Annotated in this window: 18 protein-coding genes; 9 read left to right on the top strand and 9 right to left on the bottom strand. The window is 72.3% G+C overall.

Annotated elements, in window-relative coordinates; all coding sequences use genetic code 11:
* Positions 1-61 precede the first annotated feature (61 nt).
* From OHU34_RS39135 to OHU34_RS39125, 3 genes are all read left to right on the top strand, one after another.
* Positions 62-1,267 (top strand): tetratricopeptide repeat protein, encoded by a 1,206-nt coding sequence (locus OHU34_RS39135; protein WP_405770966.1) that lies wholly within the window; start codon positions 62-64, stop codon positions 1,265-1,267.
* The gene (locus tag OHU34_RS39130) at positions 1,264-2,319 is read left to right on the top strand and encodes a polyprenyl synthetase family protein (protein ID WP_142268712.1); all 1,056 of its coding nucleotides are present in this window, start codon (positions 1,264-1,266) and stop codon (positions 2,317-2,319) included. Before OHU34_RS39135 ends, OHU34_RS39130 begins: the two co-directional genes overlap by 4 nt.
* A gap of 364 nt (positions 2,320-2,683) precedes the next feature.
* On the top strand, positions 2,684-4,321 hold the full coding sequence (locus OHU34_RS39125; RefSeq protein WP_142268713.1) for a protein kinase domain-containing protein: 1,638 nt from the start codon (positions 2,684-2,686) through the stop codon (positions 4,319-4,321).
* Here the strand turns inward: OHU34_RS39125 and OHU34_RS39120 are convergent.
* Positions 4,310-5,776, bottom strand: a complete 1,467-nt coding sequence (locus OHU34_RS39120; RefSeq protein WP_405770962.1) for a serine hydrolase domain-containing protein — start codon at positions 5,774-5,776, stop codon at positions 4,310-4,312. The two genes, OHU34_RS39125 and OHU34_RS39120, sit on opposite strands and share 12 nt — an antisense overlap.
* A 94-nt stretch (positions 5,777-5,870) precedes the next feature.
* Between OHU34_RS39120 and OHU34_RS39115 the strand changes: the two genes are divergently transcribed.
* The gene (locus OHU34_RS39115; protein ID WP_142268715.1) at positions 5,871-6,842 is read left to right on the top strand and encodes an LLM class F420-dependent oxidoreductase; all 972 of its coding nucleotides are present in this window, start codon (positions 5,871-5,873) and stop codon (positions 6,840-6,842) included.
* Between the two features lie 120 nt (positions 6,843-6,962).
* Entirely contained in the window at positions 6,963-8,015 is a 1,053-nt protein-coding gene (locus OHU34_RS39110) for a hypothetical protein (protein WP_142268716.1), read from the top strand.
* Positions 8,016-8,039: 24 nt separating this feature from the next.
* Here the strand turns inward: OHU34_RS39110 and OHU34_RS39105 are convergent, their stop codons facing one another.
* From OHU34_RS39105 to OHU34_RS39095, 3 genes are all read right to left on the bottom strand, one after another.
* Positions 8,040-8,465: a DUF6328 family protein gene (locus OHU34_RS39105; protein WP_142269895.1), complete on the bottom strand. Its 426-nt coding sequence runs from the start codon at positions 8,463-8,465 to the stop codon at positions 8,040-8,042.
* A gap of 165 nt (positions 8,466-8,630) precedes the next feature.
* Positions 8,631-9,614 carry an aldo/keto reductase gene (locus OHU34_RS39100; protein ID WP_230193725.1) on the bottom strand — a complete coding sequence of 328 codons (984 nt, stop codon included), beginning with the start codon at positions 9,612-9,614 and terminating at the stop codon, positions 8,631-8,633.
* A gap of 94 nt (positions 9,615-9,708) precedes the next feature.
* Complete coding sequence (locus tag OHU34_RS39095; protein ID WP_142268718.1) at positions 9,709-10,944, bottom strand: PP2C family protein-serine/threonine phosphatase; 1,236 nt, start codon at positions 10,942-10,944, stop codon at positions 9,709-9,711.
* An 889-nt stretch (positions 10,945-11,833) separates the two neighbouring features.
* On the opposite strand from OHU34_RS39095, the gene OHU34_RS39090 reads away from it, so the two are divergent.
* Positions 11,834-12,202 (top strand): STAS domain-containing protein, encoded by a 369-nt coding sequence (locus tag OHU34_RS39090; protein ID WP_142268719.1) that lies wholly within the window; start codon positions 11,834-11,836, stop codon positions 12,200-12,202.
* Between the two features lie 139 nt (positions 12,203-12,341).
* Here the strand turns inward: OHU34_RS39090 and OHU34_RS39085 are convergent, their stop codons facing one another.
* The 3 genes from OHU34_RS39085 to OHU34_RS39075 form a co-directional block, all read right to left on the bottom strand.
* Positions 12,342-12,947: a TetR family transcriptional regulator gene (locus OHU34_RS39085; protein ID WP_405770957.1), complete on the bottom strand. Its 606-nt coding sequence runs from the start codon at positions 12,945-12,947 to the stop codon at positions 12,342-12,344.
* Complete coding sequence (locus tag OHU34_RS39080) at positions 12,944-14,428, bottom strand: MFS transporter (RefSeq protein ID WP_405770954.1); 1,485 nt, start codon at positions 14,426-14,428, stop codon at positions 12,944-12,946. Before OHU34_RS39080 ends, OHU34_RS39085 begins: the two co-directional genes overlap by 4 nt.
* Positions 14,429-14,537: 109 nt before the next feature.
* Positions 14,538-15,755: an FAD-dependent monooxygenase gene (locus OHU34_RS39075; RefSeq protein WP_405770952.1), complete on the bottom strand. Its 1,218-nt coding sequence runs from the start codon at positions 15,753-15,755 to the stop codon at positions 14,538-14,540.
* Between the two features lie 350 nt (positions 15,756-16,105).
* Between OHU34_RS39075 and OHU34_RS39070 the strand changes: the two genes are divergently transcribed.
* The 3 genes from OHU34_RS39070 to OHU34_RS39060 all read left to right on the top strand — a co-directional run bounded on the left by OHU34_RS39070 (position 16,106) and on the right by OHU34_RS39060 (position 17,886).
* Complete coding sequence (locus tag OHU34_RS39070) at positions 16,106-16,474, top strand: apotyrosinase chaperone MelC1 (RefSeq protein WP_142268723.1); 369 nt, start codon at positions 16,106-16,108, stop codon at positions 16,472-16,474.
* A 42-nt stretch (positions 16,475-16,516) separates the two neighbouring features.
* Positions 16,517-17,341 carry a tyrosinase MelC2 gene (locus OHU34_RS39065; protein WP_142268724.1) on the top strand — a complete coding sequence of 275 codons (825 nt, stop codon included), beginning with the start codon at positions 16,517-16,519 and terminating at the stop codon, positions 17,339-17,341.
* Positions 17,342-17,433: 92 nt separating this feature from the next.
* Complete coding sequence (locus tag OHU34_RS39060; protein ID WP_142268725.1) at positions 17,434-17,886, top strand: SRPBCC family protein; 453 nt, start codon at positions 17,434-17,436, stop codon at positions 17,884-17,886.
* 12 nt (positions 17,887-17,898) lie between these two features.
* Here the strand turns inward: OHU34_RS39060 and OHU34_RS39055 are convergent, their stop codons facing one another.
* Positions 17,899-18,615: a ribonuclease H gene (locus OHU34_RS39055; RefSeq protein ID WP_142268726.1), complete on the bottom strand. Its 717-nt coding sequence runs from the start codon at positions 18,613-18,615 to the stop codon at positions 17,899-17,901.
* A gap of 31 nt (positions 18,616-18,646) precedes the next feature.
* On the bottom strand, positions 18,647-19,405 hold the full coding sequence (locus OHU34_RS39050) for a VOC family protein (RefSeq protein WP_405770947.1): 759 nt from the start codon (positions 19,403-19,405) through the stop codon (positions 18,647-18,649).
* Between the last annotated feature and the right edge of the window lie 13 nt (positions 19,406-19,418).

Genomic DNA, 19,418 nt, shown 5'->3' with positions numbered 1-19,418 from the left:
TACCCACCGTGTATACACAGAGTGCATACGTGAACACCCGGTGGTCTGCCGAAGGGAACCGATGTACGGCAAGGCATTCGCCCCGGAGTACCAGGGCGCTCTCACCACCCTGTCCGTGAACTCCTCGCTGGACGACGTACTGGCCGTCGGCACCGAGCGGTTGCGGGCGGCGGAGCAGGCCGGGGAACACGGCGAGGCGGCCCGCTCGGGGCTCGCGGTCGCCGAGGCGCACCGGCGTCTGGGACAGGTGCGGGAGGCCGACCGGGCCTGGAAGGCTAGTTACCGGGCGGCTCGGGACGCCGGTGACATCGCCGCGATGGCGTGGGCCCTGTGGAGCGGCGGCACCCTGGCCCGGCAGCGGGGCGCGTTCCCGCTGGCCCGGCGGCTGCTGGGGCTCGCGGCCGAGCTGGGCGAGCAGGGCGGCGACATCGTGGTCCGCGGCTACTCGCTGGCCGGGCTGGCGGAGACCGGGCGCATCCAGGGCGACTACGAGGCCGTGGGCAGGTTGCACGAGCAGTTGCTGGCCGAGGCGCGCAGGCGCGGCGAGGCGCGGCACACGGTGTGGGCCCTGGAGGGCATCGCGCAGATGCACCGCAACTCCGGCGACCACGACACGGCGTACGCCCTCTTCGAGGAGGCGGCCCGGATCGCCGAGGGCGCCGAGGACCGCCGCGGTCACGCCTGGGCGCTGCGCGGGCTGGCCGACATCGTCTCCGCACGGGACGGGGACACCGAACGCGCGCTCGACCTGCTGACGGAGGCCGAGGAGTCCTGCCGCGCGATGAACCTGACCGGCGCGCTGGCCTACAACCACAAGATGCGCGGCAACGTCCTGTACCGGGCGGGGCGTTATCCCGAGGCGCGGCGGCTGTACACGCAGGCGCTCGACGAGTTCCGCGCCATGGGCGAGCCGCGAGGCGAGGCACTCTCCCGGCTCGGCCTGACGAAGGCGCTGGCCCGGCTGGGCCGCGACCGCGGGGAGACGGCGGCCGAACTGGCCGATTTGGCGCGGGAGCTGGAGCGCATCGGGCTGCGACACGCACGGGAGATGGTCGCCCGGGCACAGACCGAGCTGGGGGTCGAGACGTCGGCCCCGGCGACAACGACAACGACAGCGACAGCGACTGCGACTGCGACACAGGGCGAGGTACCGACCCCCACTCCGGCACCGGAGCCGACTCCCGCACCCACACCCACACCGGCACCCGCACCCGCACCCGCACCCGCACCCAGGGTTTCCGACGAGCACGCGGCGGTCGGCCGGTGACGGCGCTCGGCACGACGGTGCGGGAAGCCACCGCGACCCGGTCCCGCGCTCCCCAGATCCTCGCCCGCTGCCGGGCGTTGGTGCGACCCGCGCTCATGGAGGCCGTCGGGCGGACGCACCCCTGGGTGGGCGAGATGGCCGGCTACTCCTTCGGCTGGTGCGGGGTCGGCGGGGTGCCCGCGGCCGACTCAGGAGGCAAGGGCGTACGGCAGGCCCTCGCGGTGCTCGGCGCCGAGGCGGCGGGTGGGCCCGCCCGGGCCGGGGTGCCCGCGGCGGTGGCGGTGGAGCTGGTGCACGCCTTCTCCCTGCTCCACGACGACATCATGGACGGCGACCCGACCCGGCGTGGACGTGCCACGGTGTGGAAGGCGTACGGCACGGGACCGGCGGTCCTGGCGGGTGACGCCCTGTTCGCCCTGGCGGTGGAGACCCTCGCGCTCCAGCCGCCCCCGGCCGGCACCGACGCCGTACGCCTGCTGGCCGGCGCCTTGGGGGACCTCGTCCGCGGGCAGGCCGACGACCTGCTGTTCGCCGCGCGACCCTGGTCGGGTCCCGAGCGGGTGCGACCGGACGCCTATCGGGCGATGGCCGAGGGCAAGACCGGTGCGCTGCTGGGCTGTGCGGCCGCACTGGGGGCCGTGCTGGCCGGCGCGTCCCCGGTCGCGGCGGCCGCGCTGGACCGGGCGGGACGGCATCTCGGAGTCGCGTTCCAGGTGGTCGACGACGTGCTGGGCATCTGGGGCGACCCTTCGGTCACCGGCAAGCCCGTGCACGGCGATCTGCGCGAGCGGAAGAAGACGTTCCCGGTGCTGGCCGCGCTGGACTCACCCGCTCCCGCCGCGCGTCGGCTGGCCCTGCTTCTGGAGCGGGACGGCGACCCGGGTGAGGCGGCAGCGCTGGCCGAGGCGGCGGGCGGCCGGGCCGCGGCACTGGCCGAGGCGGACCGGCAGGTCGCCGCCGCCGAGTCGGCGCTGGCGGATGCCCCGCTGGCCCCCGGCGCCGTACGCGACCTGCGCTCCCTGATCGGTTTCGCGGTGCGCCGGGACCTCTGACCCGGACCGGCCGAGCTCGCGCAATGCGCTGCTGCCGGTTCCCGACCGGGCCGCTGTACCGGGGCGACTCCGCCTGCTGGGGAAAATCGCCGGGAAGGCCGCCGAGCAGGAATGCGGCGCGGTCGGGAAGGCCGTTCCCGAGAACCGGGACGAGTGCCGGAGGGCTTGTTTACCGCTGGTTACACCGCAGGACGGACGCAGGACGGCCCCCGGCAATTCCCTTTCTCGTACATGCACTCGACTCAAAGCGACGCCCTTTTTGAATAAAAGACAGAAATCACACCGGAGTTGCGGTCCAATTGAACGGACCCCCTCGCGCCGGTCGTACCACTGGGAAAGGTGAGTGCCGGCGGTTCAGCGAGGGATGGCCATGGTCAAGACGCACGTCTCCACGCACGAGTGGGTCGCCGGGAGGTACCGGTTGATCGACGTCGTACACCGGGAGACGAACCGCGTCGGCTGGTACGGCGAGTACGTCGAGGACACCGGGACGGCCCGGCCCTGCCTGGTCACCAGGATCGGGCTGCCGGCCGGCCAGGGCGAGGAGAAGGCCCGCCAGGCCGCCGACCGGGTCCTGCGCATGTCGGAGACGATGGCGCGACTGTGTCCCGGCCGGATCGCCACGGTCGTCGACGCCGTGGAGGAGGCGGGTTCCCTGTGGACCGTCACCGAGTGGATCGACGGTCTGCCGCTGGGTCAACTCCTCGATCAGAAGGGGGCGTTCAGTCCGGCCAGGGCTGCGTCGATCGGGCTGCAGCTGCTGGACGTGCTCGAGGTCGCGCACGGCGAGGGCATCACCCACGGCGAGCTGAGCCCCGGTCAGATATTCGTGCGGGCCCGGGGCCCCCTCGTACTCACCGGGTTCGGACTGGCCGGCGCGACCCTCGCCCCCCGGGTGGCGGCCCCGGCGTACGCCTCCCCCGAGCAGGCCCGGGACGACCGGATCGGCCCGGCGGCCGACCTGTGGGCGCTGGGCGCGATCCTGTACACGATGGTCGAGGGGCGGCCGCCGTACCGGGACAGGGACCGGCCCGAGAGCACGCTGAAGGGGGTGGACCGGCTGCCGCTGCGCACCCCGCTGCGGGCCGGTTCACTCACGCCCACCGTGCAGGGGCTGCTGCGCAAGGACTCCCGGGAGCGGCTGACCAGGACGGTCGTACGCCAGTCCCTCACCCGGGTACTGGACGAGGACCCGCACGCCGTCATGCAGGCCCCCCGGCTGAAGCGGGCCTGTGCCGCCGCCCGGTACGTCGGTCCGCGGTGGAGCGGCCGGGCCATGGCGGCCGGGACGGCGCTGGCCGTCGTCACCGTGGCGGCCGCCGCCCTCGCCGTGACCCACCAGGCGCCCGACACCGACGACACCGCGGGGGGCGGCGCGCAGGCCCGGCCGTCCGCGTCCGCCGCGACACCCGGTGAGGACGCCGGCGAAAGAGACTCCGCGGCGCCGACTCCGACGCCGACCGCGTCGGGCACCCCGTCGCCCGGCGAGTCCCCGGAGTCCTCCCCGTCGGCGCCCGCCACCGCCGACGCCCTCCCCGAGGGCTACCGCGTGTACCGCGCGCCCGAGGGCTTCTCGGTCGCGCTCCCCAAGGGCTGGAAGCCGCTGGAGACCACGCGCGGCACCGATGCGGCGTACCGCGTCACCTTCGGGGCGACCGGTGATCCGCGCACCCTCGCGGTGACCTACAGCGAGAGCGCCGGACCGGACCCGGTGGCCGTCTGGCGCGAGGACGTCGAGCCCAACCTGAGGAAGGACGACGGTTTCCGTCGGATCGGCGACATCGAGGCGACGACGTACCAGGGGTACAAGGCAGCCGACATGGAGTGGCTCGTGGACGTCGACGGCGCCCAAGTGCGCACGTTCGGCCGCGGTTTCCTCCTCGGCGGGCAGCGCAGTTTCTCGCTGCGCTGGACGACACCCGCGGCGGACTGGGGCAAGAGCGCCAACCGCGAGGCCCTGGACACGTTCCTGCGGACCTTCCGGCCGGGTTCAGCCGCCTGACCGGGGTGCCCGACGCGGAGCGCGCAGCCTGCGCAGCGGGCTGCCGTGCAGCGGTTTCGTGTCCCAGCGGGCGGTGAACGTGCGGTCGGCGAGGCAGCAGGTCACCCGCAGGCGGTGCGGGGTCTCGAGGAACACGACATGCACCGCGAGGGTGTCGCCGTCGGTCCAGCCGCCGCTCACCGCGGTGGGCGGCTGCTCCTCGCCCGGCTGGCGGCCGCCGGGCCCCAGGGGCAGCGCCAGCCGCCGGTCCCCCGGCTCCTCGACGAGACTCAGCGTCCAGCCGTCGGGGCCCCCGGTGACGACGGCTCCGGTCAGTTCGGGCTGGTCGGCGCAGACTCCGCCGCGGGGGGTGAACTCGGCGCCCGACCACTGCGCGCCGCGCTCGGGCGGCGCGGGCGCGCCGGGGGCCTGGGGCAGCGCGAGGTGCGCCAGGCGCCGTGCGAGGACCGCGTCGGCGTCCTCCCGGCCGGTCAGCGGCTCCGGCCGGAACGCGGGCAGCAGGTGCTCCCAGACCAGGGTGAGCACGGCCTGCATGTCGTCGGTCGCCGCCGTCGTGGCGATCACGGCGTCGTGCTCGGGCAGGACCACACAGAACTGTCCGTAGGCCCCGTCGCCGCGGTAGCCGTGCCGGGAGCGCCAGAACTGGAACCCGTAACCGCGCTCCCAGTCGGCGCGGTCCGCGTCGGCCGTCACACCGGGCGCCGTCGCCGTGTGCTCGCGGGTCGCCTCGGCCACCCACTCCTCGGACAGCAGCCGCTCGCCCTCCCACACGCCTCCGTCCAGGTACAGCTGTCCGAGCCGGGCGATCGCGTCCGTGGTGCCGTGCAGCCCGCTGAAGCCGATCTCGCGGCCGGAGCGGTCGGTCAGCCAGGCGACCTCGCCGATGCCGAGCGGATCCAGCAGCCGCGGTCGCAGATACGCGGTGAGCGACTCTCCGGTGACGCGCTGCACGATCGCGGCGAGCGCGTAGGTGGCGGGCTGGTTGTACGCGAACACGGTTCCCGGGTCGTGGTCCGGCGGCAGCAGCAGGAAGCCCCGGACGAGGTCGTCGGGGTCGAGCGCGTGCGCCCGGTCGTACGTCTCCTCCTCGTGCCCGCTCGCCATCGCCGCCACGTGCCGCACCAGCATCGCGCGGCTGCGCGGGTCGGTGATCTCCGCGTCGAGCTCCGGGAAGTACGAGAGCACGGGGGCGTCGAGTCCGATCAGCCCCTCGGCGACGGCGAACCCGACGGCCGTGGACGTGAAGCTCTTGCTGAGCGAGTACAGCAGATGCGGCCGGTCGGGGGTGTACGGCTGCCACCAGCCGGCGGTGACGAGGCGACCGTGGCGCAGGATCATCAGGCTGTGCGGCTCGATGGCCTCGGTGGACTCGACGGCGTCGAGGAAGGCGAGAACGCCGGTGGCGTCGACGCCCTGGGCGGACGGGGGGCTCGAAGGCAGCGGGCGGGCGCTCATACCCGCATCCTCTCCCGGACGACGACGATGATCGACGGTCGTTTCCGGTCACGGGCGCTTGTTTCCTCCCCGGGCGGCCGGGGACTCGGGCCCCATGGTGCAAATCGGATACACGATGATGACCGAACAGGCCGGCCCTCGTGACCTGGTCGACCACGTGGTGCGGGCCGAGGAGGCGGGCTTCGACTTCTCGGTGACCTCGGACCACTACTTTCCGTGGCTGCGCTCGCAGGGCCACGCGCCGTACGCGTGGAGCGTGCTCGGCGCCGCCGCCCAGGCGACGTCACGCATTCCGCTGATGACGTACGTGACGTGTCCGACCTTCCGCTACCACCCGGCGGTGGTGGCGCAGAAGGCCGCCACGATGCAGCTGCTGTCCGAGGGGCGCTTCCGGCTGGGCCTGGGCTCCGGGGAGAACCTCAACGAACATGTGGTGGGCGGCGGCTGGCCCTCCGTGGACGTGCGGCACGAGATGTTCGAGGAGGCCGTGGAGATCATCCGCGCGCTGTTCGAGGGTGGGCATGTGACCCGGCACGGCACCCACTACGACGTGGACTCGGCCCGGTTGTGGGACCTGCCCGACGAGCCGCCGCCGATCGGCATCGCCGTCTCCGGCGAGCGTTCGTGCGCACTCGCGGGCCGGCTGGCCGACCTCGTGATCGCCACCGAGCCCAAGGCGGACCTGCTGTCCTCGTTCGACCGCCACGGCGGCGCGGGCAAGCCGCGGGTGGGCCAGCTTCCGGTCTGCCACGGCCCGGACCGGGACGCGGCCGTGCAGCGGGCGCACGACCAGTTCCGCTGGTTCGGCAGCGGCTGGAAGGTGAACTCCGAACTGCCGCACCCGGACTCCTTCGACGCGGCGACCCAGTTCGTGACGCCCGACGACGTCGCCGCCTCGATCCCCTGCGGCGACGATCCGGACGACTTCGTCGAGGCCGTACGCCCTTACGCCGAGGCCGGGTTCACGGAGATCGCCCTGGTGCAGATCGGCGGGGACAGCCAGCCCGCTTACCTGGACTGGTCGGAGAGGACCCTGCTGCCCGCGCTGCGGAAGGCCTTCGGCTGACGGGCCGCGCGGCCCGCACGCGGGTCCGGCAAAGCATCGCCAAGAGGTGCATATAGGCTGCCGGTCTGCACTTTCGCAGTGCCGATCCTATGTCCAGCCGCCCGCAGAGGAGAGTCATCCGTGACCCTGGCGATCGACCTGCCCGAGACGTCCCCCGAGACGTCCCCCGCGCCCCTGTCCGACCTCGTGGCGCGGGACGCACGTGAGTTCGGCGTCTACGCGCGGACCGGCGGGTGGGCCTTCGGCCTGATGGTGGCGCGCAGCGTCCGGCCGGGCGGGCAGAGCGCGGACGAGACGCCGAAGGTGTCGGCGAAGGAGTTCGCCGAACTGGCCGGCTGCTCCCCCGAGCGCGTCATGCGGTACTACAAGGCCTGGGACCGGGCGGCGGACGACGGTCTCGTCCCGCACTTCGAGGAGCTCGCGCCGGGCCAGGAGGTCGAGCTGCCGGACGCCGAGGTGTGGCTGACCTACTACGTCTCCCGGTCCAGCGCCGGCTCGGAGCGCGGCACCGCCATCGCGGAGGCCGCCGAGGCCGAGGGCATCCGTCCGACGAAGGCGCTGGAGGTCGCGGAGAACCCCACCGCGCTGCGCGCCGCCATCCTCGCCGACCCGTCGACCGCCCGCGCGGCCCGCGCCGCCCTCCTGGACCGCCTCAAGGAGGACCCCGATCTCCAGATCGAGCTGGCCCGGGACGTCGTACGCACCGACGACCTCAAGAAGGCCGTGGCCACCGAGAGCCGCTCGGCCGACCGCATCGGGTACGTGCGTCAGATCGCCGAGTCCGGCCAGATCAAGACGCCCGCGGGACAGACCCTCGACGCGCCGGCCGAGCTGCGCCAGGAGGCCGAACGCCACCTCTCGCTGCTCGACGAGCTGAACGACGACGAGGACGCGGGCGAGTGGGCGAGCGATGCCTACGACACGATGAAGAGCCTGGTCGTGGAGACCGTCGAGGCCGACCCCGAGCTGCGCGTCCAGGAGCGGCGCACGAAGTTCTACAGCAGCCTCCAGCGGGCGACGAAGGTGTTCGAGGAGCTCACCTTCGACGACGTCGACGCGCAGGAGTTCTACGAGGACGACATGGTCCAGCAGTTGGAGGAGCTCCAGCAGGCGATCGGCAGCTGCATCACCGCGCTGCGTGGTGCCCGGGGCGCCGCGCCCGAAGCCGGTTAGTCCGGCGTCGGCGCGTGTCCGGTGTCAGTCCGTCGTGTAGCGGCGGCGGGTCCACAGCGGCAGCACGAACCAGCACAGCGCGTACCACGTGAACACACCCGCGACGAGATAGGGCACGAACACGTCGTGGGTGGCCACGCGGAGGATGAGCAGCAGCGAGGCGGTCATGGTGGCGAGCAGCAGGAGCAGGCCCACGAAGGTCAGCCGGGACGCCCACCGCACCGCCTGCGGTTTCACCCGCCGCCCGGAGACCAGGCGGTGCAGGGAGACGGGACCTATGAGGGCGCCCGTCGCGCAGGCGCCCAGGACCACGGTCACGATGTAGATGACCTGGTCGACGTGTTGCAGGTCCGCGTAGCGCGGGGTGAACACGACGGTCAGCAGGAAGCCGAAGAGGATCTGCACGCCCGTCTGGGCGACCCTGATCTCCTGGATCAGCTCCCCCCACATACGGTCGGCTCTCTCCTCCTCGGTCTCGTCCCGCCCCTTGCGCTGCTCGGCCTTCGCCGCCGTGTCCGTCACCGGTGCTGTCCTCCCGTTCGAGTGGTCGGTCCCCTCTCTCCCGGCGAGTACCCCGTGAACGGCTGTTCTCTCCGTCCGCCGCCCCGCTTCCGGCTACCAGCGTCCCTCGACCTGCTCCTTCACGCGCCGCTCGTAGAGGTCGCGGACCGCCGCGAGGGTCTCCCCGGTCAGCTCCGGGAGCTTGGCGGCGGCCGCGTTGGCGCGGGCCTGTTCGGGTGAGCGGGCGCCCGGGATGACGGTGGTCACGCCGGGCTGCTGGATGATCCAGCGCAGCGCCAGCTGGGCCGGCGTGTACCCCTCGGGCGCGAGGGCGGCGAACTCGACGGCGGCCTCGACGCCGGTGGCGTAGTCGACGCCGGAGAACGTCTCGCCCTGGTCGAAGGACTCGCCGTGCCGGTTGTAGGCGCGGTGGTCGTTCTCCGGGAAGACGGTGTCCTTGGTGTACTTGCCGGAGAGCAGGCCGGAGGCGAGCGGGACGCGGGCGATGATGCCGACGCCGGCCTCACGGGCCGCCGGGAGCACCTCGTACAGGGGCTTCAGCCGGAACGGGTTGAGGATGATCTGCACGCTCGCCACCCCCGGCCGGGCGATCGCGGTGAGGGCCTCGGCGCAGGTCTCCACGCTGACCCCGTAGTGCGCGATGCGCTCCTCCTCGACGAGGGTGTCGAGGGCGTCGAAGACCTCGTCGCTGGAGTAGACGGGGGTGGGCGGGCAGTGCAGCTGCACCAGGTCGACGCGGTCGACGCCGAGGTTGCGGCGGGAGCGGTCGTTCCAGGCGCGGAAGTTGTCCAGGACGTAGTTCTCGGGGATCTGGTCGACGCGGCGGCCCATCTTGGTGGCGACCAGCACGTGCAGGTCGGGCCGGCCGCTCAGGAACGTGGCGATGGTCTGCTCGCTGCGTCCGTCGCCGTAGACGTCGGCGGTGTCGAAGAAGGTCACCCCCGACTCGGCCGCCGCCTCCAGAACGGTCAGCGCCTCCTTGTCGTCCACGTCCCCCCAGTCGGCGCCCAGTTGCCAGGTGCCGAGACCGACGACGGATGCGTGCTGACCAGACCTACCGAATTCGCGCTCGTCCATGACGACAGTCTGTCATCCGCCGTGACCCGGTGCGGAACGGGCCGCTCCGGGCTGCCGTGCGTATCGACGGGGCTCTCCCTTGCGCCCGCAGTCGTCACCCGGGAGTGGTTCCTTCCGTCCTCGACGGTCGTGAGGCGCCGGTGAGGTCGGCGCCGGTGTCGGCGTCGCGCCGGGAGTGGCCGGTGCCGTGCCAGTCCAGGCACATGACGGTCGCGTCGTCCTGCAGGCGACCGTTGTTGGCGTCGACGATCGCCGCGATGAGGGTGCGGGCGGCCTCGCGGGGATGCAGATCGCGGGTGCGCACGATCAGGCCGGACAGATCGAGGCGGTTGGCGTTGCGCTCCAGCATGCCGTCGGTCAGCATCACCAACCGGTCGCCCGGCCGCAGGTCCAGCGACTGGACCCGGTAGGTGTGCGGGGCGTGGAAACCGAACGGCATGTCGATCTTCGGGGTGATCTCGCTCACCTGTCCGTTGCGCATCCGCAGGGGCCAGGGGTGCCCGGCGTTGATGAACTCGGTCCTGCCGTCGATCAGGCTGATGCGCAGGAGCTGGCCGGTGACGTAGCCCTGGCGGCCGTGCTCGCGCATGGCCTGGTCCGCCTGGCGGGCCTGTTCGGCGAGGTCGCCACCGGCCCGCCGGGCGCGGCGCAGGGCGCCCACCAACAGGGTGGCCAGCAGCGCGGCGTCGACATCGTGCCCCATGGCGTCGGTGACGGAGAGCTGGACGGTGTCCCGGTCGATCACGTAGTCGAAGGTGTCGCCCCCGACGTGGTCGGCCGGTTCCAGCGCCCCGGCCACGGCGAACTGCGCCGCCTCGCACGCCAGCGAGGCCGGGAGCAACCGGTGCTGGATCTCCGCGGCCAGGCTCAGCGGGACGGTGCGGCGGCCCCACTGGTACACGTCGGTGTAGGACCGGTTCGCGATGACGATGTACGCCAGGGCGTGCGCGGTCTCGCCGATCTCCCCCATCACCTCCGCGTCCGGCGCCGCGGGCAGGAACAGTTCGAGGAGCCCGATGGCGTCCCCGCGGTTGGTCACCGGGGCGACGATCCGCACCAGCGCGCCCTCGCCCCTGTCCTCCACGCTCGGCCGCTGGGTGCGGATCACATCGTCGTACAGCGTGCCGCGCAGTGGGATGCGCCGGGCGGGTTCATCGGTGTCGACGCTGCCCGCCGCCCCCAGCCGTACGACCGATCCGCCGGTGAAGTCGGTGATCAGGAACGACACCGCCGCGGCCCCGAGGTGCTCCTTGAGCATGCGCGCGACCACGTCGAGCGACTCCACGGGCGCCGCGGTCTCCGCCGCGGCCAGTGTCCCCGCCAGAGTCATCGCCCCGCCCCGGCGACTCGCGCCCCCGGGAACGCGCGCGGCCCGCCCCGCGTCCGGTCCTCTTGCGGTCACAGCGGCCCCTTCACGGCTCGGTGTACACCCTGTCTTCACGATCATGCGCTCTGGTTCCGAGATCGGCGGGGGAGTGCGGCTCGGCGCGTCGCCGCGGGCCGCGGGTCGGAAGCCGGCCGTCCGCAGATGGCACGACGGTGTTCGCCCCCGGAGCCGCAGCGGGGTGACGAGGCCGGGTGGTCCTCGTCTTCGAGACGGCCGCCGGAGTCGTCCGCCGTCACGTGCCCCTGCCGGTGGAACGCGTAGCGGAGCCCTGGCACCGTACGGCGCCAGGGCCCCAAGGAACCGCCACACCATCCGCCGGCCCTTCTACCGCGCCGGCCTTCTGTTCGCGCGGACCCGGCCGAGGCGCAGTCGGGCGTGCCGGGTTCGCGGTTGCTCGACCGGAGACCACCTCACCACCGATGTCCTGCAACCACCCTCACTTCGGAAGTCCGCCGCCGCTCCGTCCTGCACACGGCGACCGCCGCACCGCCGCCTGGCAGTTCATGCCTGCCGGGTCCCGCGTTCTCTCTGGGGCACGAGAGAAACCATAATCACGCCATCAATTAATGTCTACTCTCGTCAAGGTAGATTTTCATGCTCCAGATCGTGAGGTATGGTCTCGGGCGACAGAAATGAGGGCAGCACGGGAGAGCGCCCTCGGGAGAACGAGGAAAGCCGAGGGGCCGATGGAGACCGAATGGCGGGGAGAGGCGGCGGGGCCGACGGCATCTTGTTCGGCCCGGGCGCCCGAGTGCCCGCGGTCCGAGCGGTGGAGCGGAATCATCCACACCCGCCCCGCCCTCGGGCGGACCCGAGCCCGGTCGAGCCCAAGGTGAGCGACATCGAGCAGACGGCCCGGCCCGACCGGTTCTCCGTCGTACACCGCACGGTCGGCGACGTGCGCGTGGTCGTCGTGCGGGGCGAGATCGACCACGACGTCAAGAACGTCCTCGGCCACGCCCTGCTCCCGGAGGGCGGTGCGGCGGCGCCGTCACGGATCGTGGTGGACCTCGGCGGCGTGACCTTCATGGACTCCAGCGGCATCAACGTCCTGGTCGCCGCCCACCAGGCCGTCAGCGGCACCGAGGGGTGGCTGCGCATCGCCGCCGCACAGAATCCCGTCCTGCACGTCCTGCGACTGGTCGGCATCGACGACCTCATCACCTGCCACCCCACCCTCGAGCAGGCCCTCGCCCCCTGACCTCCCTGCTGCGGCCGGGCCGGGTCGTCCTGCCGCGAGCGACGCCGCACGGCCCGGCTCCTGGTCCACCGGCCCCACCGGTGGCCGTCGCCCCGGCGCCCGGCCGATCCCCCCACCCCGACGCCGTGGCGCCGAACGGTCAGGGAGCGTCCAGATGGGCCTGCACCGTCGGCCCGTACCGCGCGACGATGTCCTCGACCGGCGTCGCCCTGAGCTCGCTCCCGCGGGCGATGCCGAACATCACGCCCAGACCGAGCACGGTGGCCACGGCGAGTTCGGCGCGGATCCCCGGGTCGGGTCCGGTGAGGCGGGCGGCCAGGCGTTCGGTGACCTGGGTGCGGAAGTTGGCGCGCAGGATGTCGCCGTGGTCGCCGTGCAGGGGCGCGAACGCGATGCGCAGCACGGGGTCGGCGCCGCGCTCGCGCTGGCTCGCCACCACTTGCCGGACCATGTGCGCGCCCAGCTCCCCCAGCGGGGCGTCGAGCAGGGCGTCGGCGTCCTCCTCGAAGGACATCACCCGGGCGAACAGGGCGTCCTTGTTGCCGAAGTACTTCAGGACCAGCGGCGCGCTCACCCCGGCGCGTTCCGCGACGGCCTTGAGGGTGATGTCGGCGTGCGCCTGCCGGGCGAGGAAGTACCGGGCCGCGCGCAGGATCGCCGCCTTGGTCGCCTCGGCGTCGCGACGGGCGGGGCCCGGCGGCCGGGTCGCGGCCGAGGCGTCGGATGGAGTGCTCACGGCACTCATGCTCCCTCCAGCGCCCCGTCGCCGACGGAGCGGGTACGGCCGCGGACCCGCCGGGTGTCCTGCGGTCCGGCGTCGCCTGGGATGGTGAGCGCCACCGCGCACGCGGCCAGGGCCACCGCGCCCGCGACGCCGAACGCCAGCAGATAGCCGTGCAGGGTCGGCACCGGTGCCCCGCCGACGAGGCCGGTGTGGTGGACGAGGACGGCGGCGACGGCGGCGCTGGAGGTGGCCTGGCCGATGGTGCGCATCAGCACGTTGAAGCCGTTCGCCGAGGCGGTCTGTCCGGGCGGGACGGCACGCAGGATCAGCGAGGGCAGCGCCGAGTACGCGAGGGTGGTGCCGGTCGCCACGACCGTCGCCCCCACCATGATCATCCACAGGTCGCGGCTGTCGGCGATGCGCAGGGCGTACCCGGAGGCGATGACGGCGGCACCGAGGGCGAGGGTGATCCGCGGCCCGCGTCTTTCGGAGATACGGGCGGAGAGCGGCGAGAACAGCAGCATGGTGATGCCGCCGGGCAGCAGGCACAGGCCCGTCTGGACGATGGACAGCCCGAGCCCGTACCCGCTGGCCTCGGGCGCCTGCACCAACTGGGCGGTCACCAGGGAGTTGGCGTAGAAGGCGAAACCGGTCAGGAGCGCCGCCACGTGGGACAGGCCCACCCTCGGCCGGAACACCAACCGCAGGTCCACCAGGGGCTGTTCGGCGCGCAGCTGCTGCCACCACCACAGGCCGAGGACGATCACGGCGGCGAGGAACAGACCCACGACCCGGGCACTCCCCCAGCCCCACTGGCCGCCCTGGGACACGGCGAGGAGCAGGCTGATCAGCCCGGCCGCCAGCCCGAGCGCACCCGTCACGTCGAACCGGCCGGGCTCGCGCAAGGGCGACTCCGGCACCGCAAAGCGGATCAGCGCGACCCCGGTCGCACCCAGCGCGGCGGTCACCCAGAACATCACGTGCCAGTTGGCGTACTGCACGACCACGGCCGCCGCCGGCAGGCCGAGCGCGGCGCCGACACCCACGGTGGAGCTCATCAGCGCCACGGCGGATCCCCGGCGTTCCGGCGGCAGTTCGTCACGCAGGATGCTGATGGACAGCGGGACGACCGAAGTCGCGGCGCCCTGGAGCGTCCGGGCCGCGATCAGCACGCCGATGTCGGAGGTCAGGGCGCAGATCACCGAGCCGGCGGCCATCAGGCCGAACGAGACGAGCAGCACCCGCCGCTTGCCGTACATGTCCCCGGCGCGGCCGAGGACGGGGGTGAGGACCGCGCCGGACAGCAGCGAGGCGGTCACCATCCAGGAGACCGCGCCCGCCGAGGCGCCGGTCAGCCGGGGCAGATCGGGCAGCAGGGGAACGACGACGGTCTGCATGACCGCCATGAGAATGCCGCAGTACGCCAGGACCCGGATGGTGAGCCGGGCCCGCGGACCGGCTGCTCCCTCTGCCCGGGCGGGTATCGGAGCGGGCGACGCCATGGACACTCCAGCGACCTGAAGGAAGCGAAATAGGGTGAATGGGAATTCCCCGTATCAGTGAATTGCCATTCACCCCATGCCCGTCCGGGTCGCCGTGACGGTCTCCCGGCTACTTTCGCGAAGTCAGCGCCCTGGCGTGCGCGCCGCGCGCCAGCTTCGGCCCCAGCCAGCGCTTGAACCGCCGCAGGGCCCCCAGCTGCCCGGCGGCCCGGTCGAGCCGGTAGTACAGCTGGGGTGGGACGTAGGGCAGCAGGGGTGAGTGGCGCTGGCCGAGCAGGGCGAACATCTGCTCCGGGGGGAGGTGGATGTAGCGGGTGAGGTTCTCGTACCACTGGGCGCTGTAGCGGGCGGCGCTCTGCAGCGACAGCAGGGCGGACTTGCGTTCCTGTTCGTAGCGGGCGAGGGCCGTCGACAGGTCGGCGCTCTCCCGCAGGGCGCCGGCGAGGGCGATGGCGTCCTCCAGGGCGAGGGTGGTCCCGGCGCCGATCGAGTAGTGGGTGGTGTGGGCGGCGTCGCCGAGGAGGACGAGGTTGCCGCGGTACCAGCTGCGGTTGGTGAGGGTACGGAAGGTCAGCCACTGGGTGCTGCCGTCGGCGGCGGCGCGGCCGATCAGGGGCCGGCCGTCGAGGATGTGCGCGAAGAGCTTCTCGAGCCGGGCCAGTCCGTCGCCCTCGCTCGCCCGGTCGAGGCCGAGTCCGGCCAGGGTCTCGGGGGCGCACTCGATGACGCAGGTGCTCTGCTCGGAGCTGAAGGGGTAGCCGTAGCACCAGATCCAGCCGTGCTCGGTCTCCACGAAGGCGAAGGTGAAGGAGTCGAACACCTTGGTGGTGCCGAGCCAGATGTAGGAGTTGCGCCCCGGGGTGAGTTCGGGGCCGAAGTCGTCGGCGTGGTGCGTGCGCAGGACACTGCGGACGCCGTCGCCGGCCACGACGAGATCGGCGTCCGGCAGCTTCTCGGCGGTGATCCCGCTCTCGTACTCCAGCCGCACGCCGAGGGCGCGGGCGCGGGCGGCGAGGATCTCCAGCAGCTTGTGCCGGCCGATGCCGTGCCCCTCGTCGCCCGGCTGACGGGTCGCCAGGTCCCGTACGTGGGCGACGCCCTCGTTCCAGCGGACCGACTCCGCCTCGATCGCGCTCGCCGACTCGGGGTCGCAGACGCGGAGCCGGTCGAGGAGTCCCTGCCAGTACGTGACACCCCAGCCGTAGGTCGAGCCCTCCGGGTTGCGCTCGTGGACGGTGACGTCGTGGGACGGATCCTGGCGCTTGAGCAGGATCGAGAGATACAGGCCGGCGGGCCCGCCGCCGACACAGGCGACCTTCACGCTCACTCCCGGGAGTTACCAGACGTGGTTGATTGACGACGCAGGGTAGCAGGGCGCGATGCCCGCGCCGGGACGCCCCACCTGCCCGATCACGCCACTTTCCCCACGTGGGCCACACCACCGCGGAGGGGTCGGCGCGCGAAAGATCACCGGAACCGGTGCGTTCACGGAAAGGAATTGCCCCTTCCGCCCGGCCCGACCCCCCGCTCGCAACAAGATCATCTTCGTTCAAGATTGCACGACATGTAATTGATTGTCCTGATCACAGCCAACCTCTCTCGGGCGATTTCTCCCTTTCTCCCCCAGGTCGATAGGCATACGGGGTCGTCAACCGAACGCATCCCAGGAGGTCCCGCATGCCGGAACTCAGCCGTCGTCGCGCACTCACCGCGGCGGCCGCCGTCACCGGTGCCGCGCTCGTCGCCGTCCCCGCCGCCCGGGCGGACGACCGTCACCACGACTCGCACGGCTCCCCCGATTCCTTCGACGAGGTCTACAAAGGCCGCCGAATACAGGGCCGGCCCACCGACGGCGGCGGCCATCACCATGGCGGCGGCTACGGCGTGTACGTCGACGGGGTCGAACTGCACGTGATGCGCAACGCCGACGGGACCTGGATCAGCGTGGTCAGCCACTACGACCCGGTGCCCACCCCGCGGGCCGCCGCCCGCGCCGCGGTCGACGAGCTCCAGGGCGCGCGACTCGTCCCGTTCCCCGCCGGCTGACCGGCCGACCGCCCCCTTACGCGCACACTTGGAGCACCGCACATGACCGTCCGCAAGAACCAGGCGTCCCTGACCTCCGACGAGAAGCGGCGCTTCGTCGCCGCCGTCCTCCAGCTCAAGCGCAGCGGCCGCTACGACGCCTTCGTCACCACCCACAACGGGTTCATCCTCGGTGACACCGACAACGGCGAGCGCACCGGCCACCGTTCCCCCTCCTTCCTGCCGTGGCACCGCAGATTCCTGCTGGAGTTCGAGCGGGCGCTCCAGTCGGTGGACGCCTCGGTGGCGCTGCCGTACTGGGACTGGTCCACCGACCGTTCCCCGCGTTCCTCGCTCTGGGCGCCGGACTTCCTCGGCGGCAGCGGGCGCAGCCGCGACGGCCAGGTGATGGACGGTCCGTTCGCCGCCTCGGCCGGCAACTGGGCCGTCAACGTCCGGGTGGACGGCCGCGGCTACCTCCGGCGCGCGCTGGGGACGGGCGTGCGTGAGCTGCCGACCCGGTCCGAGGTCGAGTCGGTGCTGTCGATGGCGACCTACGACATGGCCCCCTGGAACAGCGGCTCCGACGGCTTCCGCAACCACCTGGAGGGCTGGCGCGGGGTCAATCTGCACAACCGGGTCCATGTGTGGGTCGGCGGGCAGATGGCGACCGGGGTCTCCCCCAACGACCCGGTGTTCTGGCTGCACCACGCCTACATCGACAAGCTGTGGGCCCAGTGGCAGCGCCGGCACCCCGGGTCCACCTACCTCCCGGGCGGCGGTACGCCGGACGTCGTCGACCTCCACGAGACGATGAAGCCCTGGAACGACACCACCCCGGCGGACCTTCTCGATCACACCGCCCACTACACCTTCGACACCGACTGATCGTCACCCGTCGGTTTGCCCGGCCGGCCACGGGTACCCGCGACGGACACGCAGCGACGAGACGAACCAGCAGGACGAAGGAGGAGACGATCGTGTCGCAGGTCGAGGAATCCATCGAGGTCGGCGTGCCCGTGCACACGGCCTACGACCAGTGGACGCAGTTCGAGACGTTCCCGGCGTTCATGAGCGGGGTGGACCGCATCGAGCAGCGCACGGACACGCTCACCCACTGGGTGACCAGTGTGAACGGCGTGCGCCGGGAGTTCGACGCGGAGATCACCGAACAGATCCCGGACGAACGGGTCGCCTGGACCACGGTCTCCGGCGAGGCCCGGCAGGCCGGTGTGGTGACCTTCCACCGGCTCGACGACAGCCACACCAAGGTGATGCTCCAGCTGGAGTTCCAGCCGGAGGGCGTCACCGAGACCGTCGGCGACAAGCTGGGCTTCGTGAAGCGGCAGACCAAGGGTGACCTGGAGCGCTTCAAGGAGTTCATCGAGAAGCGCGGTCTGGAGACCGGAGGCTGGCGCGGCGTCGTGCTGTGACCCGCGCGCCGCTCAGCCCGCGTCGGCGTCCGCCGTACGGCACTCCGGGTGCCCCCAGCCCTGCGCGTTCTTGGCGATCTGCTCGCCGGCCGCGTACGGGCGGCCGCACACACAGCGGCCGGGGAACTTGGCCTTGAGCGTGCGGGACGCCGAACCACCGCTCCGCCGGGGGGACTTGCCCCCGGCGGAGCGGCCGGTTTTCGCGGACTTCCCCTTCGGGGTGTCCGGCGAGGCCGGCGGCTCCGGGGAGCCCTGCTCGCTGCCGGCCGGCTGCTGGACGACGGCCGCCTGGCTGGCGGCGCGGTCGGCGAAGTCGTTGAGCGGGTCGCCGTCGACCTGGTGGGCGGGCACATAGCGGAAATCGACCGAGCGGCCGTCGAGCAGTTCGTCGATGCGGACGACGAGCTCCTGGTTGGCCACCGGCTTCCCGGCGGACGTCTTCCAGCCGTTGCGCTTCCAGCCCGGCAGCCAGGTGGTGACGGCCTTCATGGCGTACTGCGAGTCCATCCGGACCTCGAGCGGCACCGCCGGGTCGGTGGAGGCCAGCAGGCGTTCCAACGCGGTGAGTTCGGCGATGTTGTTGGTCGCTTTGCCGAGCGGCCCCGCCTCCCAGCGGGCCGGTGCCTCCGCGTCGTCCGCGACCACCCAGGCCCAGGCCGCCGGTCCCGGATTTCCCTTCGAAGCCCCGTCGCACGCGGCCACCACTCGTTCACGCATGTGCCCGATCATGCCACGGCCGCGCCGACGCCCCGCCGGGTGGCTAGGACACCTCCGTGGTCTGCGGCATGTCGCCCGCGGTGGTGGTGACGTCGATCACGGAGAAACTCGCGCCCTGCGGGTCGCTGATCGCCGCGAACTGTCCGAACGGGGTGTCCATCGGGCCGAAGCGCAGGACGCCGCCGAGCTTGGTGGCCCTGGCCACGGCGTCGTCGCAGTTGTCGACCGTGAAGTACACGTTGACGTAGGACGGCACCTCGGGCGGGAACTCGTCCGTCATCTTCATGCGGCCGAGGACCGTGTCGCCGTCGACCTCGAACAGCCGGAAGTCGACCGCGTCGTCCTGCATCTGCTTCGCCGTGTACGGGAACACGGCCGGGAGGAACGCGTCCGTCTTCTCGGGTTCGCGGGTGAAGACCTCAGCCCAGCAGAAGGCGCCGGGCTGCTCGGGCGGCGCCTCGAAGCCCTCGTGGACGCCCGCCTGCCAGACGCCGAACACGGCGCCGCCGGGCTCGCGGCCCAGGCACATCGTGCCGAAGTCACCGACCCGCATCGGCTCCATCAGCACCTCGCCGCCGTTCTCACGGATCTTGCCGGCGGTCACCGCGGCGTCCGGGGAGGCCAAGTACAGGCACCACTGCGACTGGCCCTCCTGGCCGGGCATCGGCGGGACGACGGCGGCGACCGCCTTGCCGTTCGCGTAGGCCTGTGTGTAGTTGCCGTACTCCGACGACGCGTCGCCGAAGGTCCAGCCGAGGACCTCGCCGTAGAAGGTCTTGGCGCCCTCCACGTCACTGAACATCGCGTCGGCCCAA

The sequence above is a fragment of the Streptomyces sp. NBC_00080 genome, from assembly GCF_045041255.1.
GTDB classification, from domain to species: Bacteria; Actinomycetota; Actinomycetes; order Streptomycetales; family Streptomycetaceae; genus Streptomyces; species Streptomyces coriariae.
The sequence above is the reverse complement of the archived record's forward strand: the minus strand, read 5'-3'. Positions and strand labels throughout refer to the sequence as shown.

Excerpts from the sequence above, each read along its gene's own strand:
- OHU34_RS39135 (WP_405770966.1), top strand. The coding sequence starts at position 62 with ATGTACGGCAAGGCATTCGCCCCGGAGTACCAGGGCGCTCTCACCACC.
- OHU34_RS39125 (WP_142268713.1), top strand. The coding sequence starts at position 2,684 with ATGGCCATGGTCAAGACGCACGTCTCCACGCACGAGTGGGTCGCCGGG.
- OHU34_RS39120 (WP_405770962.1), bottom strand. The coding sequence starts at position 5,776 with ATGAGCGCCCGCCCGCTGCCTTCGAGCCCCCCGTCCGCCCAGGGCGTC.
- OHU34_RS39115 (WP_142268715.1), top strand. The coding sequence starts at position 5,871 with ATGGTGCAAATCGGATACACGATGATGACCGAACAGGCCGGCCCTCGT.
- OHU34_RS39105 (WP_142269895.1), bottom strand. The coding sequence starts at position 8,465 with ATGTGGGGGGAGCTGATCCAGGAGATCAGGGTCGCCCAGACGGGCGTG.
- OHU34_RS39100 (WP_230193725.1), bottom strand. The coding sequence starts at position 9,614 with ATGGACGAGCGCGAATTCGGTAGGTCTGGTCAGCACGCATCCGTCGTC.
- OHU34_RS39095 (WP_142268718.1), bottom strand. The coding sequence starts at position 10,944 with ATGACTCTGGCGGGGACACTGGCCGCGGCGGAGACCGCGGCGCCCGTG.
- OHU34_RS39085 (WP_405770957.1), bottom strand. The coding sequence starts at position 12,947 with ATGAGTGCCGTGAGCACTCCATCCGACGCCTCGGCCGCGACCCGGCCG.
- OHU34_RS39080 (WP_405770954.1), bottom strand. The coding sequence starts at position 14,428 with ATGGCGTCGCCCGCTCCGATACCCGCCCGGGCAGAGGGAGCAGCCGGT.
- OHU34_RS39070 (WP_142268723.1), top strand. The coding sequence starts at position 16,106 with ATGCCGGAACTCAGCCGTCGTCGCGCACTCACCGCGGCGGCCGCCGTC.
- OHU34_RS39065 (WP_142268724.1), top strand. The coding sequence starts at position 16,517 with ATGACCGTCCGCAAGAACCAGGCGTCCCTGACCTCCGACGAGAAGCGG.
- OHU34_RS39055 (WP_142268726.1), bottom strand. The coding sequence starts at position 18,615 with ATGATCGGGCACATGCGTGAACGAGTGGTGGCCGCGTGCGACGGGGCT.
- OHU34_RS39050 (WP_405770947.1), bottom strand. The coding sequence starts at position 19,405 with ATGTTCAGTGACGTGGAGGGCGCCAAGACCTTCTACGGCGAGGTCCTC.